Source organism: Kitasatospora sp. NPDC087271, from assembly GCF_044744605.1.
Classification (GTDB): Bacteria; Actinomycetota; Actinomycetes; order Streptomycetales; family Streptomycetaceae; genus Kitasatospora.
Genome location: NZ_JBIUYQ010000011.1, coordinates 42,805 through 61,801 on the forward strand (window position 1 = coordinate 42,805; position 18,997 = coordinate 61,801).

Annotated in this window: 15 protein-coding genes and 1 other RNA gene; 14 read left to right on the forward strand and 2 right to left on the reverse strand. The window is 72.3% G+C overall.

Going from position 1 to position 18,997, the window contains the following annotated elements; translation table 11 throughout:
- Window positions 1–165 precede the first annotated feature (165 nt).
- The 3 genes from ACIO9K_RS19815 to prfB all read left to right on the forward strand — a co-directional run bounded on the left by ACIO9K_RS19815 (window position 166) and on the right by prfB (window position 4,743).
- Window positions 166–2,067 carry a protein kinase gene (locus tag ACIO9K_RS19815; protein ID WP_400331439.1) on the forward strand — a complete coding sequence of 634 codons (1,902 nt, stop codon included), beginning with the start codon at window positions 166–168 and terminating at the stop codon, window positions 2,065–2,067.
- 223 nt (window positions 2,068–2,290) lie between these two features.
- Window positions 2,291–3,550 carry a serine/threonine-protein kinase gene (locus ACIO9K_RS19820; protein ID WP_363620122.1) on the forward strand — a complete coding sequence of 420 codons (1,260 nt, stop codon included), beginning with the start codon at window positions 2,291–2,293 and terminating at the stop codon, window positions 3,548–3,550.
- An 80-nt stretch (window positions 3,551–3,630) separates the two neighbouring features.
- Window positions 3,631–4,743, forward strand: coding sequence for a peptide chain release factor 2 (gene prfB / locus ACIO9K_RS19825; protein WP_363620120.1), 1,113 nt, complete (start codon window positions 3,631–3,633; stop codon window positions 4,741–4,743).
- A gap of 67 nt (window positions 4,744–4,810) precedes the next feature.
- Here the strand turns inward: prfB and ACIO9K_RS19830 are convergent, their stop codons facing one another.
- Window positions 4,811–5,005, reverse strand: coding sequence for a hypothetical protein (locus ACIO9K_RS19830; protein ID WP_363370334.1), 195 nt, complete (start codon window positions 5,003–5,005; stop codon window positions 4,811–4,813).
- A gap of 351 nt (window positions 5,006–5,356) precedes the next feature.
- On the opposite strand from ACIO9K_RS19830, the gene ftsE reads away from it, so the two are divergent.
- The 8 genes from ftsE (at window position 5,357) to ACIO9K_RS19870 (ending at window position 14,315) form a co-directional block, all read left to right on the forward strand.
- Window positions 5,357–6,046, forward strand: coding sequence for a cell division ATP-binding protein FtsE (gene ftsE / locus ACIO9K_RS19835; protein ID WP_063349173.1), 690 nt, complete (start codon window positions 5,357–5,359; stop codon window positions 6,044–6,046).
- 86 nt (window positions 6,047–6,132) lie between these two features.
- Window positions 6,133–7,044 (forward strand): permease-like cell division protein FtsX, encoded by a 912-nt coding sequence (gene ftsX, locus ACIO9K_RS19840; RefSeq protein ID WP_350881111.1) that lies wholly within the window; start codon window positions 6,133–6,135, stop codon window positions 7,042–7,044.
- A gap of 110 nt (window positions 7,045–7,154) precedes the next feature.
- Window positions 7,155–8,309 carry a S41 family peptidase gene (locus ACIO9K_RS19845; protein ID WP_400331444.1) on the forward strand — a complete coding sequence of 385 codons (1,155 nt, stop codon included), beginning with the start codon at window positions 7,155–7,157 and terminating at the stop codon, window positions 8,307–8,309.
- Window positions 8,310–8,352: 43 nt separating this feature from the next.
- The gene (smpB, locus tag ACIO9K_RS19850) at window positions 8,353–8,829 is read left to right on the forward strand and encodes an SsrA-binding protein SmpB (protein WP_350881115.1); all 477 of its coding nucleotides are present in this window, start codon (window positions 8,353–8,355) and stop codon (window positions 8,827–8,829) included.
- Window positions 8,830–8,914: 85 nt separating this feature from the next.
- Window positions 8,915–9,296: a transfer-messenger RNA gene (gene ssrA / locus ACIO9K_RS19855) on the forward strand.
- A gap of 128 nt (window positions 9,297–9,424) precedes the next feature.
- Window positions 9,425–11,728, forward strand: a complete 2,304-nt coding sequence (locus ACIO9K_RS19860) for a UvrD-helicase domain-containing protein (RefSeq protein WP_363620116.1) — start codon at window positions 9,425–9,427, stop codon at window positions 11,726–11,728.
- 323 nt (window positions 11,729–12,051) lie between these two features.
- The gene (locus ACIO9K_RS19865) at window positions 12,052–13,524 is read left to right on the forward strand and encodes an NAD-dependent malic enzyme (protein WP_363620114.1); all 1,473 of its coding nucleotides are present in this window, start codon (window positions 12,052–12,054) and stop codon (window positions 13,522–13,524) included.
- A 509-nt stretch (window positions 13,525–14,033) separates the two neighbouring features.
- Window positions 14,034–14,315 (forward strand): HU family DNA-binding protein, encoded by a 282-nt coding sequence (locus tag ACIO9K_RS19870; RefSeq protein ID WP_030059737.1) that lies wholly within the window; start codon window positions 14,034–14,036, stop codon window positions 14,313–14,315.
- A gap of 97 nt (window positions 14,316–14,412) precedes the next feature.
- On the opposite strand, the gene murA is transcribed toward ACIO9K_RS19870, so the two are convergent.
- Complete coding sequence (murA, locus tag ACIO9K_RS19875; RefSeq protein WP_363620112.1) at window positions 14,413–15,753, reverse strand: UDP-N-acetylglucosamine 1-carboxyvinyltransferase; 1,341 nt, start codon at window positions 15,751–15,753, stop codon at window positions 14,413–14,415.
- Window positions 15,754–16,052: 299 nt separating this feature from the next.
- Here murA and ACIO9K_RS19880 point away from each other — a divergent pair, with 299 nt between their 5' ends.
- The 3 genes from ACIO9K_RS19880 (at window position 16,053) to ACIO9K_RS19890 (ending at window position 18,723) form a co-directional block, all read left to right on the forward strand.
- A complete protein-coding gene (locus ACIO9K_RS19880) occupies window positions 16,053–16,637 on the forward strand; it encodes a YqgE/AlgH family protein (RefSeq protein WP_400331450.1) in 585 nt (194 codons plus the stop codon).
- A 61-nt stretch (window positions 16,638–16,698) separates the two neighbouring features.
- Window positions 16,699–16,983, forward strand: a complete 285-nt coding sequence (locus tag ACIO9K_RS19885; RefSeq protein ID WP_063349181.1) for a DUF3039 domain-containing protein — start codon at window positions 16,699–16,701, stop codon at window positions 16,981–16,983.
- Window positions 16,984–17,112: 129 nt separating this feature from the next.
- Complete coding sequence (locus tag ACIO9K_RS19890; RefSeq protein WP_400331453.1) at window positions 17,113–18,723, forward strand: beta-N-acetylhexosaminidase; 1,611 nt, start codon at window positions 17,113–17,115, stop codon at window positions 18,721–18,723.
- Window positions 18,724–18,997 lie beyond the last annotated feature (274 nt).

The window sequence follows — 18,997 nt, forward strand, 5'->3', positions numbered from 1 at the left end:
GGGAACTCCCCTAGGGGATGTCCCCCAACCCCTCCGGGATGGCCTGCCGGTCGCCCCAAAAACCTGAACGGACACCGTTAGAGTGGCCGCAGACACGGGCCCGGCAGGCTCACCGCACCGGCGGAGGAGCGCCCCGCGCGGGCGGCACGACGAGGAGTGCGACAGGTGCGGCCAGTCGGCAGCAAGTATCTGCTTGAGGAGACTCTCGGACGGGGTGCCACCGGGACGGTCTGGCGCGGCCGGGTGCGCCCCGACGTCCAGGTGCCCGGCAGCGAGCCCGGGCAGCTGGTGGCGATCAAGGTGCTGCGCGAGGAACTGGCGGCCGACCCGGACGTCGTGATGCGCTTCCTGCGCGAGCGCTCGCTGCTGCTGCGACTGACCCATCCGAACATCGTCCGGGTCCGCGACCTCGTGGTCGAGGGCGAGCTGCTGGCCCTGGTGATGGACCTGATCGACGGCCCCGACCTGGCCCGCTACCTGCGTTCCAACGGCCCGTTCAGCCCGATCGCCGGCGCCCTGCTGATGGCCCAGGTCGCGGACGCGCTGGCGGCCAGCCACGAGGACGGGATCGTCCACCGCGACCTCAAGCCGGCCAACGTGCTGCTCGCCTCCACGGTGCTGGACGGCACCGAGCAGATGCACCCGATGCTGACCGACTTCGGCATCGCCCGCCTCGCCGACTCCCCGGGCATCACCCGCACCCACGAGTTCGTCGGCACCCCCGCCTACATCGCGCCGGAGTCCGCCGAGGGCCGCCCGCAGACTTCCGCGGTGGACGTCTACGGCGCCGGGATCATGCTGTACGAGCTGGTCACCGGCCGCCAGCCGTTCCAGGGCGACAGCGCGATCGCGCTCCTCCACGCCCACCTGGCGCAGGAGCCGCAGCGGCCCAGCACCATGCCCGAGCCGCTGTGGACGGTGATCGAGCGCTGCCTGCGCAAGGACCCGGCGCAGCGGCCGTCCGCGACCTCGCTGGCCGGCGCGCTGCGGGTGGTGGCGGCCGGCGTCGGGGTGCACGCCTCCCCGGCGGCGGTGGACGAGGCGCTCGCGGTCGGCTCGCTGCTGCTGCCGGACCCGCGCCCGACCTCCGTCCCGAGCGCAGCCGCGGGCGTCCCCGGCCTGTCGCCGGCGGCTCCGGCCGCCCCGCCGGCCCCGCAGTACGACCCGGCCGCGCAGTACGACCCGGCCGCGGCGACCCGGGTGATGGGCACCCAGCCGCCGCCCGCCCCGCCGTTCGGGGCCCCGGACCGCACCCAGGTGATGCCGCCCACCGCCGTGCCGCCGCCCCCGCCGGGCGCTCCGGGCGCTCCGGGGGAGGAGACGCCGCACCCGTGGCAGACGCAGCTGCGGGCGGCCCGGGACCGCAACCAGCAGACCCAGGTCGGCTACTTCGGCCCGGAGGACTTCGAGGACCCGCAGGTCGCCCCGCGGCCCTTCCAGGCCGGGCCGGGCGGCCGCCCGGGCTACCAGCAACCGCAGCCGCCGGCCGGCTACCACCCCGACCAGCGGCGCCAGGGCCCGCCGCCGCCCGGGTACGCCCAGCGGCCGCCGGTGGCCCCGCCGCCGTACCAGGGCGGCCAGGGCTACCAGGCCGGGCAGACCGGTCACGGCGGTCAGCCGCAGTCCGGGCCCGGTGGACGCCCGCAGCCGCCCGGCGGCTACCGGCCGGCTCCGGCCGCGTACGGGCAGTCGCAGGGCGGCTACCCGCCGCCGCCCCCGCCCACCCCGGTCCCGCGCCGGGCCGAGCCGCCGCAGCGCCGCGAATCCCCGCAGCACCGCGAGCCCCCGCAGCACCGCGAGCCCCCGCCGCGTCGGGAGGAGCCGCGCGAGCAGGACCGCCGCGAGCCCGCCCCGCCGCGCGAGCGGCGCCCGCGCAGCCGCAACCGGATGTACATCCCCGGGCTCGGCTGCCTCAAGGGGTGCCTGATGGTACTGGTGGTGCTGGTGGTGGCCGGGGTGGCGCTGTGGAACTTCACGTCGCTGCCGCACTACTGGGACAACGTCCAGGGCTGGTTCAACACCGTGCGCGACTGGGCGGACGCCCTGTTCGGCAGCTCGAAGAACTGACGCCGGGCCAGGCCGCGCGGGGCCGCCCGGTCCAGGGCCGGGCCCGCGCGGCGGGATTGACGCTTTGTCGACAATTCATAAGATTTCTCGCCCGAGACTGCCCGCCCAGGGCCCTCGGGCGGCCCGCGCGGGGCGCCGGGGCGCGTAGGTTGGTCGCTGTTGTCCCGCCCCATCGAGCGCACCGGACCCCCGGGCGCGCTCCCGCGCCGCCCACGGAGCAGCATTGGCACGCAAGATCGGCAGCCGGTACACCGTCCACCAGGTGATCGGCCGGGGTTCGGCCGGGACGGTCTGGCTCGGTGAGGGGCCCGACGGCCCGGTGGCGGTCAAGCTGCTGCGCGAGGACCTGGCCGCCGACCAGGTGCTGGTCGGCCGCTTCGTCCAGGAGCGCGCCGCGCTGACCAGCCTCGACCACCCCCGGGTGGTCGGCGTGCGCGACATGGTCGTGGACGGCAGCGACCTCGCCCTGGTGATGGAGCTGGTCCAGGGCACCGACCTGCGCTCCCGGCTGGAGCGTGACGGCGCGCTCCCGCCGCAGACCGCCGCCTCGGTCATCGCGGACGTCGCCGACGGCCTGGCCGCCGCGCACGCCGCCGGCATCGTCCACCGCGACGTCAAGCCGGAGAACGTCCTGCTCGACCTCGCCGCCGCCCCGGGCCCCGGCGGCGCCCCGCGCGCCAAGCTCACCGACTTCGGCGTGGCCCGCCTGGTCGACGCCCCGCGCCGCACCCGGGCCACCCGGATCATCGGCACCCCCGACTACCTCGCCCCGGAGATCATCGAGGGCCTGGAGCCGCGCGCAGCCGTCGACATCTACGCCCTCGCCACCGTGCTGTACGAGCTGCTGGCCGGGTTCACCCCGTTCGGCGGCGGCCACACCGGCGCGGTGCTGCGCCGGCACGTCACCGAGCAGGTGCCGCCGATCCCGGGCCTGCCGGACGGGCTGTGGCGGATCATCTCCGAGTGCCTGGCCAAGGCCCCGGCCTCCCGGCTGCGGGCCGCCGAGCTGGCCGCCCGGCTGCGCGAGCAGCTGCCCTCGCTGGCCGGCCTGCCGGTGCTGGCCGTCCCCTCCCAGGGCCGCGCCCCGGCGGAGGAGGCGCTGACCCCCGGTGAGGCCGTGTACGCCGAGGTGGACGCCGGCCCGGGCATCCACAAGCGCCGCCGGGGCCCGGCCGTCCCGCTGGTGCCCGGCGTCGCCCCCGACTCCACCCGGGACACCCACACCAGCCTGCGCCGCCCCTCCGCGGACGAGCTGGCCGCGTACGCCGCGGAGTCCCGTGCCCAGCGCACCGCCCCGGGCACCGGGCACCGCCGGGACCGGCAGGCGCTGCTGCGCCGCCGCCGGCTGCTGGCCGTCCTGCTGGCCACCGTCCTGCTGCTGGCGGGCGCCGCCGCGGCCTGGACGGCCTTCGCGGCCACCGCCCCGGACGCCGGCCACCCGGCCGGCCCGACGGTGTCCGGCACGGCCCCGCGGGCGCCGTAGAGGGCCGTCGGGCGGGTACCGCGAGAGCCGGAGGACCCCGGTGTCGTCATGACCACCCCCGGAACCATTACCCTGGGGGCGTGGCAGCCGTCGATCCTTCCGAAGAGCTCAAGAACCTCGAATCGACCATGGGGTCGATCGAGGCCGTCCTCGACCTGGACAAGATCCGGGCCGACATCGCTGTCCTGGAGGAGGCGGCAGGCGCCCCCGACCTGTGGGACGACATCGCGAACGCGCAGAAGGTGACCAGCCGGCTCTCCTTCCTCCAGGGCGAACTGCGCAAGGTCGAGGGCCTGCGCAGCCGTATCGACGACCTGGGCGTGCTGTTCGAGCTGGCCGAGGCCGAGGACGACGCGGACACCCGGGTCGAGGCCGAGTCCGAACTCGTCTCCCTCCAGAAGGCGGTCGAGGAGCTGGAGGTCCGCACCCTCCTGTCCGGCGAGTACGACGCCCGCGAGGCGCTGATCAACATCCGTGCCGAGGCCGGTGGCGTCGACGCCGCCGACTTCGCCGAGCAGCTGATGCGCATGTACCTGCGCTGGGCCGAGCGGCACGGGTACCCCACCGAGGTGTACGACACCTCGTACGCCGAAGAGGCCGGCATCAAGTCCGCGACCTTCACGGTCAAGGCGCCGTACGCCTACGGCACCCTGTCGGTCGAGCAGGGCACCCACCGCCTGGTCCGCATCTCGCCCTTCGACAACCAGGGCCGCCGGCAGACCTCCTTCGCCGGTGTCGAGGTGCTCCCGGTCGTCGAGCAGTCCGACCACGTCGACATCGACGAGGGCGACCTGCGGATCGACGTCTACCGCGCCTCCGGCCCCGGCGGCCAGGGCGTCAACACCACCGACTCGGCGGTGCGCATCACGCACCTCCCGACCGGTGTCGTGGTCTCCTGCCAGAACGAGCGCTCGCAGATCCAGAACAAGGCGTCCGCGATGAACGTCCTCCAGGCGAAGCTGCTGGAGCGGCGCCGCCAGGAGGAGCGGGCGGCGATGGACGCGCTCAAGGACAGCGGCAGCTCCTGGGGCAACCAGATGCGCTCCTACGTGCTGCACCCGTACCAGATGGTCAAGGACGTCCGGACGGAGTACGAGGTCGGCAACCCGCAGGGCGTGCTGGACGGCGACATCGACGGCTTCATCGAGGCCGGCATCCGCTGGCGCAAGCAGCGCGAGACCGCCGCGCAGTAGGCGCCGACGGACGAAACAGGGCCCCCGACCGCAGTGGTCGGGGGCCCTTTCGTGTGCCTCGGTGGGTTCAGGCCAGTGCCTGCCGGGCGATCAGCGCCACCGCGAGCAGACCGGCCAGCAGGGCCAGCAGCATCGCGGGGGAGAGCGCCGCGAACGGACCCTGCTGCTCCTGCAGCCGGGCCCGGTTGGCGCGGCAGACCGCGCAGCGCCCGTCACTCACGCGGCCGTTGCAGTTGGCGCACACCAGATGGTCGCAGGTCATGCGATCTCCTCCTCGCTGCTACAGCCAACGCACCGGACGGGGCTTTGGTTCCTCTTCTTGCCCTGTGCGGGGGAGCGCCCGAACACGGGGACGCCACCTCCACTCTGCCAGGTTCTGACCGTTCCGGCTCCCGGGCTGTGAGATGCCTCCCAATTTTCGGGGCATAACCAGACATTCTCCCCCAGATTCCGACGGCTGTCCTGGGCGGGCCCTGCACGCCGACCGCCGATTCGCGTATGGTCCCAGACCGGGAGCGGCCCTTTCCGCTCCCGCCACCCGCCCCAGGGCCGGGCGCCCGGGGTGGATCGACCGAGGACTGGCGCCGCCTAGGATGGCCTCCGTGATGCAGCCGTGATCAGATTCGACAACGTCTCCAAGACCTATCCCAAGCAGAACCGTCCCGCCCTGGACAACGTCTCGCTGGAGATCGAGAAGGGCGAGTTCGTCTTCCTGGTCGGCTCGTCCGGCTCGGGCAAGTCCACCTTCCTGCGCCTGTGCCTGCGCGAGGAGCGCCCCTCCACGGGCGAGGTGCACGTGCTGGGCAAGGACCTCGGCAAGCTGTCCAACTGGAAGGTGCCGCACATGCGCCGCCAGCTGGGCACCGTCTTCCAGGACTTCCGCCTGCTGCCCAACAAGACGGTGGCGCAGAACGTCGCCTTCGCCCTCGAAGTGATCGGCAAGCCCAAGAGCGCCATCAACAAGGTGGTGCCCGAGGTGCTGGAGCTGGTCGGCCTCGGCGGCAAGGAGGACCGCATGCCGGGCGAGCTCTCCGGCGGTGAGCAGCAGCGCGTGGCGATCGCCCGCGCGTTCGTGAACCGTCCGATGCTGCTGATCGCGGATGAGCCCACCGGCAACCTCGACCCGCAGAACTCGGTCGGCATCATGAAGCTGCTCGACCGCATCAACCGCACCGGCACCACGGTGCTGATGGCCACCCACGACCAGGCCATCGTCGACCAGATGCGCAAGCGCGTCATCGAGCTCGACAAGGGGCTGCTCGTCCGCGACCAGGCCCGCGGCGTCTACGGATACCAGCACTGACCGACCGGCGCAGCCGGCGCTGAACCCGTAGGGCCGTCCGCCCGCGTCGCCAGACCAGCAGTACCGACCCTGGAGTTGTTACCCGCATGCGTGCCCAGTTCGTCCTGTCGGAGATCGGTGTGGGTCTCCGCCGCAACCTGACGATGACCATCGCGGTCGTGGTCAGTGTCGCGCTCTCCCTCGCCCTGGCCGGTTCCTCGCTCCTGGTCCGTGACCAGGTGAACTCCATGAAGGGGTACTGGTACGACAAGGTCGAGGTGAGCATCTACTTCTGCACCAAGTCGGACGCGCGCAACTCGCCGCAGTGCGACAAGGGTGCGGCCACCGACCAGCAGGTGCAGGACATCAAGGCCCAGCTGGACAAGATGGACTCGGTGGTCCAGTCGTCGACCTTCGAGAGCTCCGCCGAGGCGTACAAGCACTGGAAGGAGATGAACCCGGACAACCCGCTCATCTCCGTCCTGGGCCCGGACGCGATGCCGCAGTCCTGGCGGGTCAAGCTGAACGACCCGACCAAGTACGACGTCATCCAGAGCGCCTTCGCCGGCAAACCCGGCGTCAAGTCGGTGGAGGACCAGCGGAAGATCCTGGAGAACCTGTTCGGCCTGCTCAACGGCCTCCAGACGGCGGCCTTCGTGATCATGGTGCTGATGCTGTTCGTCGCCCTGCTGCTGATCGTCAACACCGTCCGGGTGTCGGCGTACAGCAGGCGGCGCGAAACCGGCATCATGCGCCTGGTCGGTGCCTCGAACTTCTACGTCCAGATGCCGTTCATCGCCGAGGCCGCGTTCTCCGCGCTGCTCGGCGCGGCCATGGCCTCCGGACTGCTGGTCGGCGGGCACTTCTTCGTCCAGAACTGGCTGGCCGACCGGGTGCAGTTCATCCACTTCATCGGCCTCGGCTCGGTGCTCGCGGTGATACCGCTGCTGATCGTGGTCGGTATGGGCATGGCCGGCGTGGCGGCGTTCTTCACCCTGCGCAAGTACCTCAAGGTCTGACCATCCCCGGCCCCGGCGGCCCCGGACGGCACTGCGCCGTCCGGGGCCGCCGCCGTTTCGCCCGCCGTTGCGGCCCGTCGGGCCCGACGCGGTGTCTACACTCCGGTGCCATGCTGGAAACTCCGCGCAGGGCACGTCAGGTGGCCACCCTCAGCCTGGTGTTCGGCGTCGTGCTGATCGCCGGGGCCGCCACCGGCGCCTGGGGCGACCCGCCGCGGCGCCCGGCCGCCGGTGCCGCCCCGGCCGCCGGTGCCGCCCCGGTCGCGGGCGCCGCCCCGGGCCTCCCGGCGGACCCGGCCGGCACCGCCTTGTCCGAGCAGCAGGCCGAGCACCTGCTCGGGGCCAACGGCGACCGCTGGGGCGCCTACTACAGCGCCCAGGAGTACGCCGCGTTCAGCCAGGGACTGGACGGCCGCTACCTGGGCGTCGGGCTCTCGGTCGGCCGCGGCCAGGACGGCGTCACCGCGATCTCCCAGGTCGCGCCCGCAGGGCCCGCCGCCACGGCCGGGATCGAGGCCGGCGACCGGCTGCTGCGGATCGACCAGGACCAGGCCGACCACCTGCCGGTCACCGAGGTGGTGGCCCGGCTGCGCGGGCGCGACGGCGAGCGCGGGGTGGGCTCCGAGGTCACCCTCACCGTGCGGCGCGGTGCCGGCGAGGTCCGCGAACTGCGGCTGCGGCGGGCCCTGTTGGACAGCCGGCAGGTCACCGCCGAGCAGTTGGAGAAGGGCGTGCTGCGGATCGCCGTGCGGGCCTTCACCAGCGGCGTGACCGATCAGGTGCGCGCCGCGCTGCGCGCCCCGCACGCCGGTGTGGTGCTCGATCTGCGCGGCAACTCGGGCGGGTTGGTCGAGGAGGCCGCCGGCACCGCCGGGATCTTCCTCGACGGCGGCCCGGTCGGCTCGTACCAGGAGCGCGGCGAGACCCGGGAGTTGACCGCCCCGCCCGGGGGCGACCAGCGCACCCCGCTGGTGGTGCTGGTCGACGGCGGCACGATGAGCGCCGCCGAACTGCTCGCCGGCGCGCTCCAGGACCGCAGCCGCGCCGTGGTGGTGGGCTCCCGGACCTTCGGCAAGGGCACCGTCCAGCAGCCCAGCCGGCTCGCCGACGGCGCCGTGCTGGAGCTGACCGTCGGCCGCTACTACACCCCGGCCGGCCGCTCCCCGGAGGGCACCGGCCTGACCCCGGACGTCCCGGCGGCGGCCGGCGAGGACGCCGACGCGCTCGCCCTGCGGGTGCTGGCCGGGCTCGGCACCCGGGCCTAAAGGGGCTGCCCCGAACCGGCCGAAGTGCGAGAATGGCCGCGCTATGGCAAAGGAAACCGGACAGAAGCTGATCGCGCAGAACAAGAAGGCGCGACACGAGTACACGATCCTCGACACCTACGAGTGCGGCCTCGTGCTCACCGGTACGGAGGTGAAGTCACTGCGCGAGGGGCGGGCCAACCTGGTCGACGGCTACGCCTACATCCAGAACCACGAGGCCTGGATCGACAACGTGTTCATCCCCGAGTACACCCAGGGGACGTGGACCAACCACGCGGCCCGGCGCAAGCGCAAGCTGCTGCTGCACCGGCTGGAGATCCGCAAGATCGAGAGCACGGTCCGCGACGCGGGCCACACGCTCGTCCCGCTCTCGCTGTACTTCAAGGACGGCCGGGTGAAGCTCGAACTGGCGCTCGCGGTCGGCAAGAAGCTGTACGACAAGCGGCAGACGCTGCGCGAGAAGCAGGACACCCGCGAGACGGCCCGTGCGGTGGCGGCCGCCCGGCGGCGCCAGCGTTAATCCGCTGGACCCTCACCCGCCGCCTCGCGTACTATGGCGGCAGCAACACGGACGGTCACCGTCCGGCTGTTTCTCAACAAAACATGGGGATGATCGGTTTCGACAGGGGATGTTGAAACAGGGGAAGCGAGCCGAGGAACGCGGCAATGATCTCGTTAACCACGTGTCGCAAAAAAATAATCGCCAACTCTAAGCGCGATTCCCAGCAGTTCGCTCTCGCTGCCTAATAAGCACCGATAGCGCTTGGGTGTCAGACCGGGGAGTTCCCGACCCGGACCCTGGCATAATCTAGGGAACTCAACCGTCCACCCGGGCTGCGAGGGTGGATGGGAAATCAAACAGCAGCTGGGCCTGTTGGCGGCTTGTCCGTGTGACTGCCAGGGCCGAGAAAATCACAGCGGACTGCGCTCGGAGAAGCCCTGAATTAACTCCACTGGACCCGGGTTCGATTCCCGGCATCTCCACCACCCCATGTTGACAGTGAAGGCCGCCCACCGCTTTGCGGTGGGCGGCCTTCACGTTTACCCCGGTTGGGGCGTAGGATCATCCGTCCGCTCGTTTTCCGGAGCCGGATTCCGCCGCTACCACCGAGGCCATGCAGAGCAACACGGACACCACCGCCGCCACCGACCGCGAGACCGTGCGCGAGCGCGAGATCGCCGGTGAGCAGCAGCACCTCGACACCGTCTACCGCCGGCTGGAGGAGAAACTCGCCGAGGCCGAGTACATCCTGGAGGACGCCGCCAAGCGGGTCCACGTCGGCACCCCCGGCGCGCTCGCCGAGCGCGACGCCCAGGTCTACCGGGCCGGCGCCCACCTCCAGCGCCTGAACAACGAGTTCGAGGACTTCCTGTTCGGCCGGATCGACCTCCAGCGGGCGGACGCCCCGGAGGAACACGGCATCCCCTCCGACACGCCGCTCGACCCGGCCGACCCGGCCGTCGCCGAGACCCTGCACATCGGCCGTCTCGGCGTGCTGGACGCCGAGTACGGTCCGCTGGTGATCGACTGGCGGGCGCCCGCCGCCGCGCCGTTCTACCGCGCCACCCCGGTCGAGCCGGGCCGGGTGGTCCGCCGCCGGGTGATCCGGTCCAAGGGGCGCCGGGTGATCGGCGTCGAGGACGACCTGCTGCGTCCCGACCTCACCCCGACCCTGAACGGCCGGGAGCTGGCGGTGGTCGGTGACGGCGCGCTGATGGCCTCGCTCGGCCGCGCCCGCAGCCACTCGATGCGCGACATCGTCTCCTCCATCCAGAAGGAGCAGGACGAGGTGATCCGGGCGGCCGCCGCCGGCGCCACGCTCGTCACCGGCGGCCCGGGCACCGGCAAGACCGCCGTGGCCCTGCATCGCGCCGCGTACCTGCTGTACCAGGACCGCCGCCGCTACGCCGGGGGCATCCTGGTGGTCTCGCCGACCCCGCTGCTGGTCTCCTACACCGAGGGCGTGCTGCCCTCGCTCGGCGAGGAGGGGCAGGTCGCCATCCGCGCGGTCGGCTCGCTGGTGGACGGCATCGAGGCGGGCACCTACGACAGCCCGGAGGCGGCCCGGGTCAAGGGCTCGGGCCGGATGGTCCAGCTGCTGCGCCGGGCCGCCCGGGCCGCGCTGGAGCTGGGCGCGCCGCAGGAGCTGAAGGTGGTCGCCCGCGGCGAGGTGCTCAAGCTGGACGCGGGCCGGCTCAAGGCCGTGCGCGGCAACGTGATCGGCTCCGGCGGCACCCCGCTGAACCTGCTGCGCCCGCGCGCCCGCCGCCTGCTGCTGGACGCCCTGTGGCAGGAGGTCACCCGGCACCTGCCGAAGCCGACCGACCACTACGCCCGCGAGCAGCGCCAGGAGGAGAAGGAGTCCTTCGACGAGTACGTCTCGGACGAGGCGCCGTTCCTGGACTTCCTGGACGCCTGGTGGCCCGCCGTGACCCCGCGCCGGGTGCTCGGCACGCTCAAGCAGCACCGGCACATCAACCGGATCGCCCGCCGCGCCGTCTCCCCGGACGAGGCGAGGCTGCTGGCGGCGTCCTGGCGCCGGCTGTCCCCGAACGGGGAGGGCGCGCTGTCCGCGCACGACGTCGCGCTGGTGGACGAGCTCCAGGTGCTGCTCGGCGAGGCGGCCCGGCCGAAGGTGCGCGAGGTGGACGCGGTGGACCTGCTGAGCGGGCTGGAGGAGGTCACCACCTTCGCCGACCGCAGCTCCCGCCAGCGCGAGCGCGTCCCCGTCGAGCGCACCGAGTACGCGCACGTGATCGTGGACGAGGCGCAGGACCTCACCCCGATGCAGTGGCGGATGATCGGCCGCCGGGCCCGGATGGCGACCTGGACGATCGTCGGCGACCCGGCGCAGTCCTCCTGGCCGTTCCCGCAGGAGGCGCAGGCCGCGCTGGACGAGGTGCTGTCCGGCAAGCCGCGCCGCCGCTTCACGCTGACCGTCAACTACCGCAACCCGGCGGAGATCGCCGAGGTCGCGGCCAAGGTGCTGGCGCTGGCCGCGCCGGGCACCCCGTCGCCGACCGCGGTGCGCCGGGTCGGCGTCGAGCCGCGCTTCGCGGCCGTCGTGGACCCCGCCCCGGAGGCCTTCGGCGCGGCGGCCCGGGCGGAGTTGGAGCGGCTGCTGGGCGAGGTGGACGGCACCGTGGCGATCGTGGTGCCGATGGACCGCCGGGCCGAGGCGGCCGGCTGGGCCGAGGGCCTGGGCGAGCGGGCGGTGGTGCTGGGCAGCCTGGAGGCGAAGGGCCTGGAGTACGACGCGACCGTGGTGGCCGACCCGACCGGCATCGCCGGCGAGTCGGAGGCCGGCCTGCGGGTGCTGTACGTGGCGCTCACCCGGGCGACCCAGCGGCTGACCGTGCTGTCCGGTCCGGACGACCTGCCGGACGCGGCCGGCGTGCCCGCGCTGCTGCACGGCTGACGGCCGGTCCGCCGGACGAAGAAGGCCCCTCACCGGATGGTGAGGGGCCTTGAGACGTTAGTGACACCGACCCGCCATGCTCGCCTCGCGGCAAGTGGTCCCTCGAAGGGACGAAGGTTGGGCCCGGGGGCTTGGATCGAGCCGGTGTCCCGTCCAATGTAACGCATCGGCCCGGAGAGGCAAGAAGTTGTCGGGTCCGCACACTCAATGAACGTTATTTCTGGCTACCCCTTGGAAGGTGCGACGATCGAGGTCTAGCATGCGCAGGCGATGCCTTCAACAAAATGTTGAACCTGCCGCACGGACGGAAGAAGGAAGCGTCGATGGCGACGGTGCCCAGTGTCTCCAACTCGATCACGGTGCGGCTGGAGGTCCCGGCCCGGGGCAACGCCGTCAGTGCGATCACCACGGCCGTGGAGTCCTCCGGCGGTTCGGTGACCGGTCTCGACGTCACCGCCTCCGGCCTGGAGGCGCTGCGGATCGACGTGACGGTGGCGGCCTCCTCGGTCGCGCACGGCGAGGAGATCGTCGAGAAGCTGCGGGCGATCGACGGCGTGTCGATCGGCAAGGTCTCGGACCGCACCTTCCTGATGCACCTCGGCGGCAAGATCGAGATGTCGTCCAAGCTCCCGATCCGCAACCGTGACGACCTCAGCATGATCTACACCCCGGGCGTCGCCCGGGTCTGCATGGCGATCGCCGAGAACCCCGAGGACGCCCGCCGCCTCACCATCAAGCGCAACAGCGTCGCCGTGGTCACCGACGGCTCGGCGGTGCTGGGCCTGGGCAACATCGGCCCGGCCGCCGCGCTGCCGGTCATGGAGGGCAAGGCGGCCCTGTTCAAGCGCTTCGCCGGGATCGACGCCTGGCCGATCTGCCTGGACACCCAGGACACCGACGAGATCGTGGCCATCGTCAAGGCGATCGCCCCCGGCTTCGCGGGCATCAACCTGGAGGACATCTCCGCGCCGCGCTGCTTCGAGATCGAGGCCCGGCTGCGCGAGGCCCTGGACATCCCGGTCTTCCACGACGACCAGCACGGCACCGCGATCGTGGTGCTGGCCGCCCTCACCAACGCGCTGAAGGTGGTCGGCAAGGAGATCGGCGACATCCGGGTGGTGATGTCGGGCGCCGGCGCCGCCGGTACCGCGATCCTCAAGCTGCTGCTGGCGGCCGGCGTCGAGCACGCCACCGTGGCGGACGTGCGCGGTGTGGTCCACCAGGGCCGGGAGGACCTCAACGACAGCCTGCGCTGGATCGCCGAGCACACCAACCGCTCGGGCCGCACGGGCAGCCTCAAGGAGGCCGTGGCGGACGCCGACGTCTTCATCGGCGTCTCGGCCCCGAACGTCCTGGACGGCGACGACCTGGCCACCATGGCCGAGGACTCGATCGTCTTCGCGCTGGCCAACCCGGACCCGGAGGTCGACCCGGCCATCGCCCGGCAGACCGCCGCCGTGGTCGCCACCGGCCGCAGCGACTTCCCCAACCAGATCAACAACGTGCTGGTCTTCCCGGGTGTCTTCCGCGGCCTCCTGGACGCCCAGAGCCGCACCGTCAACACCGAGATGATGATCGCCGCCGCCCGGGCGCTGGCCACCACCGTCGCCGACGACGAGCTGAACGCCAACTACATCATCCCGAGCGTCTTCCACAAGGACGTCGCCAAGACGGTCGCCTCGGCGGTGCGCGAGGCGGCGCTGGCGGGCGTCCAGGAGAGCACGGAGCCGGCCCGTCCGACCCCGGGTATCGTCGGCACGCTCGACGCCTCCTCCTTCCCCACCGTCAAGCTCTGACCGGCGAGGTGGCCGACGTGTCGCTGATCGGTCAAATGTCCGAATAGCGGCCTTACCCGCCCGAGTCCGCCCCGAACCCTTGCGACACAAGGGCGAGGGGCGTGTTTGGGCTTGTCGTGCCTAGGGCGTACGGTAGCCCTGCACGGGGCAGGCGTGTCCGACAAGTACGGAACGTCCCCCTGGTCTTCCGGCGCGTCGTCCCGACCGCCGCCCGGGCCCGGTCCGCCGGAGCCGACGGAGCGTCACACCTCCAACGGGTGGGGTTCGTTCGGGTGTCGTGGCCGGGGCCCGATTGGCTTTCTCGGGGCCGGTCGGGGCAGGATTCGTATCCAGGCAGGCGGACGGGCCTTCGACGGCACCGGCGCGCGGCATCGGGTACGGACCCGGCCTGCGACCACGCAATGCCTGCATGAGCACAGTGTGCGGACCTGCGGCCTATCCGGGTGCCCCCCGGTGGGAGTACCGATGGGCCCCCGCACACCGCAAGCGAACAGACCACAGGAGTACACATGAACCGCAGTGAGCTGGTGGCCGCGCTGTCCGAGCGCGCCGAGGTGACCCGCAAGGACGCCGACGCCGTTCTGGCCGCCTTCGCCGAGATCGTCGGCGAGGTCGTCGCCAAGGGCGACGAGAAGGTCACCATCCCCGGTTTCCTGACCTTCGAGCGCACCCACCGCGCCGCCCGCACCGCCCGCAACCCGCAGACCGGTGAGCCGATCCAGATCGCGGCCGGCTACAGCGCCAAGGTGAGCGCCGGCTCCAAGCTGAAGGAAGCCGCCAAGGGCGCCTGAACCACCCCTTGAACGCCCGAGAGGCCGGGCTCCCCTTCTGGGGAGCCCGGCCTCTCGTCGTGGGCCCGTGGGCCCGTGGCCCGGTGGGCCCTGCGGATCAGGCGTCGACCAGCTGCTCGGACGGCAGCTCGACGTGGGCGCCGAGGTCGCGCAGCTTGTCCATGAAGTTCTCGTAGCCGCGGTTGATCAGGTCGATGCCGTGCACGGTCGAGGTGCCCTCGGCCGCCAGCGCCGCGATCAGGTACGAGAAGCCGCCGCGCAGGTCGGGGATGACCAGCTCGGCGCCCATCAGCTTGGACGGGCCGGAGACGACCGCCGAGTGCAGGAAGTTGCGCGCGCCGAAGCGGCACGGGGTGGCGCCCAGGCACTCGCGGTACAGCTGGATGTGTGCACCCATCTGGTTGAGCGCGCCGGTGAATCCGAGCCGCGACTCGTACACCGTCTCGTGGACGATGGACAGGCCGGTGGCCTGGGTCAGGGCGACGACCAGCGGCTGCTGCCAGTCGGTCTGGAAGCCCGGGTGCACGTCGGTCTCCAGGGCGATCGCCTTGAGCTCGCCGCCCGGGTGCCAGAAGCGGATGCCCTCGTCCTCCACCTCGAAGGCGCCGCCGACCTTCCGGAAGGTGTTCAGGAAGGTCATCATCTCCAGCTGGCGGGCGCCGCGGACGTAGATGTCGCCCTTGGTGGCCAGCGCCGCGCAGGCCCAGGAAGCGGCCTCCAGGCGGTCCGGCAGCGCGCGGTGGGTGTAGCCGCCCAGCTCGTCGACGCCGGTGATCAGGATGGTCCGGTCGGTGCCCAGGGTGATGATCGCGCCCATCTTCTGCAGCACGCAGATCAGGTCGACGATCTCCGGCTCGATGGCCGCGTTGCGCAGCTCGGTGACGCCCTCGGCGAGGACGGCGGTGAGCAGCACCTGCTCGGTCGCGCCGACCGAGGGGTAGGGCAGCTCGATCTTGGTGCCGCGCAGGCGCTGCTGGGCGACCAGGTAGGTGCCCTGCGGGTGCTTCTCGATGGTGGCGCCGAACTGGCGCAGCACCTCGAAGTGGAAGTCGACCGGACGGCCGCCGATGTCGCAGCCGCCCAGGCCCGGGATGAAGGCGTGGCCGAGGCGGTGCAGCAGCGGGCCGCAGAACAGGATCGGGATCCGCGAGGAGCCCGCGTGCGCGTCGATGTCGGTGACGTTCGCACTCTCCACGTGCGACGGGTCGAGGATCAGCTCGCCGTCCTCGTCGCCGGTCCGCACGGTGACCCCGTGCAGCTGGAGCAGTCCGCGGACCACCTTGACGTCGCGGATGTCCGGGACGTTGCGCAGTCTGCTGGGGCCCTGGCCGAGGAGGGCGGCGACCATGGCCTTGGGCACCAGGTTCTTCGCACCGCGGACGCGGATCTCGCCTTCGAGCGGGTTTCCGCCGTGGACCAGCAGGACGTCGTCGGTCATCGTTCTCGCAATCCGGGGTGCCAGAGGAGTGGGAAGGCTCCGGTAGAGAGCCGGTGGTGGACCGGTTGGTACGGGCGCGCTCGGGCCCCCGGCAAAACCGAGTCGGCACCGTAGAAGGGCGTCCACCATCCGTAGATGGTAGTGGGCGTGCCGATGGTTCCCGTGAGCCTCTCCCGTGATGGTCCTCTCTCCGGGCTCGCTCCCGCCCGCCGGAGGGGCCGTTCGGGTGTTTGTCCGGCGTGGCGGGGTTTCGACCGTTGAGGTGTCCGACCCCGGCCGTTCTGCGGGATCATGTGGGCATGACGGCGGCCCACTCGCACGCAGGACGGTCCCACACCGGCCGTCTGCTCGTCGCGACGCCCCTGCTCACCGACCCGAACTTCGCCCGGGCGGTGGTGCTGCTCCTCGACCACGACGTCGAGGGGGCGCTCGGTGTGGTCCTCAACCGGCCGACGCCGGTCGAGGTGGGCAGCGTGCTGGACGGCTGGGGGCGGCTGGTCGGGCAGCCCGCCGTGGTGTTCCAGGGCGGACCGGTGGCGCTGGACTCGGCGCTCGGCCTCGCCGTGGCGCCGGGGGAGCCGGGCACCGGCGAGCCGCTCGGCTGGCGGCGGGTGCACGGCGCGATCGGCCTGGTGGACCTGGAGGCGCCGCCCGAGGTGCTGGCCGGCGAGCTGGGCGCGCTGCGGATCTTCGCCGGGTACGCCGGCTGGTCGCCGGGCCAGCTGGAGACGGAGCTGGGGAGCGGCGCCTGGAACCTGGTGGACTGCGAGCCGGGGGACATCTCCAGCCCGGAACCGGAGCGGCTGTGGCGCTCGGTGCTGCGCCGCCAGCGCGGCCCGCTGGCGCTGCTCGCGACCTATCCGGACGACCCGACGCTGAACTGACGTACGGGCCGCCGTCGCGATACTGGCCGGGTTTCGCGGGGCGCCCATAGACTTGGCACCTATGAGCACTCTTGAGCCCGAGCGCGGCCTCGGCACCGGCACCCTGGTCGAGCCCGTCCCCCAGGTGTCCCACGGGGACGGCGACCACGAGCGCTTCGCGCACTACGTCCAGAAGGACAAGATCATGGAGAGCGCGCTCTCCGGCTCGCCCGTGGTGGCGCTCTGCGGCAAGGTCTGGGTGCCCGGGCGCGACCCGAAGAAGTACCCGGTCTGCCCGATGTGCAAGGAGATCTACGACGGCATCGGCAAGCCGCAGGGCGGCGACGACAACAACGGCGGCAAGTAGCACCGACCGCCGCGGGCCGGTGCCCGGCGCCGTTGCGCACGGTGTGGTTGTGCACAGCGCCGTTTTGCATAGTGCCGTGTTTCCGAAGTGGTCTATGCCAGTCGTCCGGGGCGGGGGCAGGATGTCGGAATGGACCTCATTCCCGTGCCTTCGAGTGCCGTCCGCCGCCCGGACGAGGACTTCCCCCTCGACGACGCCACCACGCTGACCGCGCCGCCCGGGCTGGCCGACGCCGAGCGGTGGCTGCGCACCGCGCTGTCCGCGGCCACCGGGCTGCCGCTCGGCCCGGGCCGGCCGGGCACGGGCATCGAACTGGTCCAGGACGACGCGCTGGCCGCCGAGGCGTACCGGATCACGGTGCGCCCCGGCCACGCCCTGATAGCCGCGGGCGGGCCGGCCGGTGCGCTGTGGGGGGCGCAGACCCTGCGGCAGCTGCTCGGCCCGGACGCCTTCCGCCGTTCCCCGCTGCGCGGCACCGGCTGGGTGCTGCCCGGCGCGGACATCGAGGACGCCCCGCGGTTCGGCTGGCGCGGTGCGCTGCTCGACGTCGCCCGGCACTTCCTGCCCAAGTCGGACGTGCTGCGCTTCGTCGACCTGCTGGCCGCGCACAAGCTCAACGTGCTGCACCTGCACCTGACCGACGACCAGGGCTGGCGGGTGGAGATCAAGCGCTACCCCGGCCTGACCGAGCGCGGCGCCTGGCGGGACCGCTCGATGGTCGGCTACCGGGCCGGCCAGCGCCGCGACGACCGCCCGCACGGCGGCTACTACACCCAGGACGACCTGCGCGAGATCGTCGCCTACGCGGCCGCGCGCGGGGTCACCGTCGTCCCGGAGGTCGACCTGCCCGGGCACACCCAGGCCGCCGTCGCGGCCTACCCCGAGCTCGGCAACACCGACGTGGTGGACACCGCGGCGCTCGGCGTCTGGACGGACTGGGGCGTCAGCCACAACGTGCTCAACGCCTCCGAGGAGACCCTGCGCTTCTTCGAGGGCGTGCTGGAGGAGGTCCTGGAACTCTTCCCGTCCGAGTTCATCCACCTCGGCGGCGACGAGTGCCCCAAGGAGCAGTGGAAGGACAGCGCGGCCGCCCAGGCGCGGATCCGCGAACTCGGCCTGGCCAACGAGGACGAGCTGCAGAGCTTCGTGATCCGGCACTTCGACCGCTGGCTGGCCGAGCGCGGCCGCCGGCTGATCGGCTGGGACGAGATCCTGGAGGGCGGGCTCGCCCCGGGCGCCGCCGTCTCCTCCTGGCGCGGGTTCGGCGGCGGGATCGCCGCGGCCAAGGCCGGGCACGACGTGGTGATGTGCCCCGAGCAGCACGTCTACTTCGACCACCGGCAGGCCGACGGCCCGGACGAGCCGATCCCGGTCGGCTTCGTGCGCACGCTGGAGGACGTGTACCGCTTCGAGCCGGTGCCCGGGCAGTTGGACGAGACCGCCGCCCGGCACGTGATCGGCACCCAGGCCAACCTGTGGAGCGAGTTCATGGACAGCGCCCGGGACATCGACTACCGGGCCTTCCCCCGGTTGGTGGCCTTCGCGGAGGTCGCCTGGTCCGACCTGCCCACCGATCCGGTCGAGCGCGACTACGCCGGCTTCCAGCACCGGCTGGAGGCACACCTGAAGGTGCTGGACGCGCTCGGCGTGGAGTACCGCCCGGCGGACGGCCCGCACCCCTGGCAGCGCTGGCCCGGGGTGGCCGGCCGGCCGATCGAGGGCCCGCCGCCGGTGCGCTGAGCGCGACGGACTCGTTCCGGCGGGAACTTCTGAGTGGTCATCTGACGTCAAGAACAGATGAACATCTGCCCTGGTCCGGTTCGGGCCGGGGCAGATACCGCCCGGTATCCGTCCCAATCGGGCAGTCCCGTTCACCTGCCCCGAAATGATCATCGAGCATTGTGTGCCAGAGTTGCCCAACCCGGCCCGATCGCCCGTACCCTACGGGCCAGGCCGGGCTGCTGACGCGGACACCACGGCCGAAGGCCGCGGGCGGCAGCCGATCGATGAGCAA

Coding starts and splice junctions, on each gene's coding strand:
- ACIO9K_RS19830 (WP_363370334.1), bottom strand. CDS start 5,005: ATGACCTGCGACCATCTGGTGTGCGCCAACTGCAACGGCCGCGTGAGT.
- ftsX (WP_350881111.1), top strand. CDS start 6,133: ATGCGTGCCCAGTTCGTCCTGTCGGAGATCGGTGTGGGTCTCCGCCGC.
- ACIO9K_RS19845 (WP_400331444.1), top strand. CDS start 7,155: ATGCTGGAAACTCCGCGCAGGGCACGTCAGGTGGCCACCCTCAGCCTG.
- smpB (WP_350881115.1), top strand. CDS start 8,353: ATGGCAAAGGAAACCGGACAGAAGCTGATCGCGCAGAACAAGAAGGCG.
- ACIO9K_RS19860 (WP_363620116.1), top strand. CDS start 9,425: ATGCAGAGCAACACGGACACCACCGCCGCCACCGACCGCGAGACCGTG.
- ACIO9K_RS19865 (WP_363620114.1), top strand. CDS start 12,052: ATGGCGACGGTGCCCAGTGTCTCCAACTCGATCACGGTGCGGCTGGAG.
- ACIO9K_RS19870 (WP_030059737.1), top strand. CDS start 14,034: ATGAACCGCAGTGAGCTGGTGGCCGCGCTGTCCGAGCGCGCCGAGGTG.
- murA (WP_363620112.1), bottom strand. CDS start 15,753: ATGACCGACGACGTCCTGCTGGTCCACGGCGGAAACCCGCTCGAAGGC.
- ACIO9K_RS19880 (WP_400331450.1), top strand. CDS start 16,053: ATGACGGCGGCCCACTCGCACGCAGGACGGTCCCACACCGGCCGTCTG.
- ACIO9K_RS19885 (WP_063349181.1), top strand. CDS start 16,699: ATGAGCACTCTTGAGCCCGAGCGCGGCCTCGGCACCGGCACCCTGGTC.
- ACIO9K_RS19890 (WP_400331453.1), top strand. CDS start 17,113: ATGGACCTCATTCCCGTGCCTTCGAGTGCCGTCCGCCGCCCGGACGAG.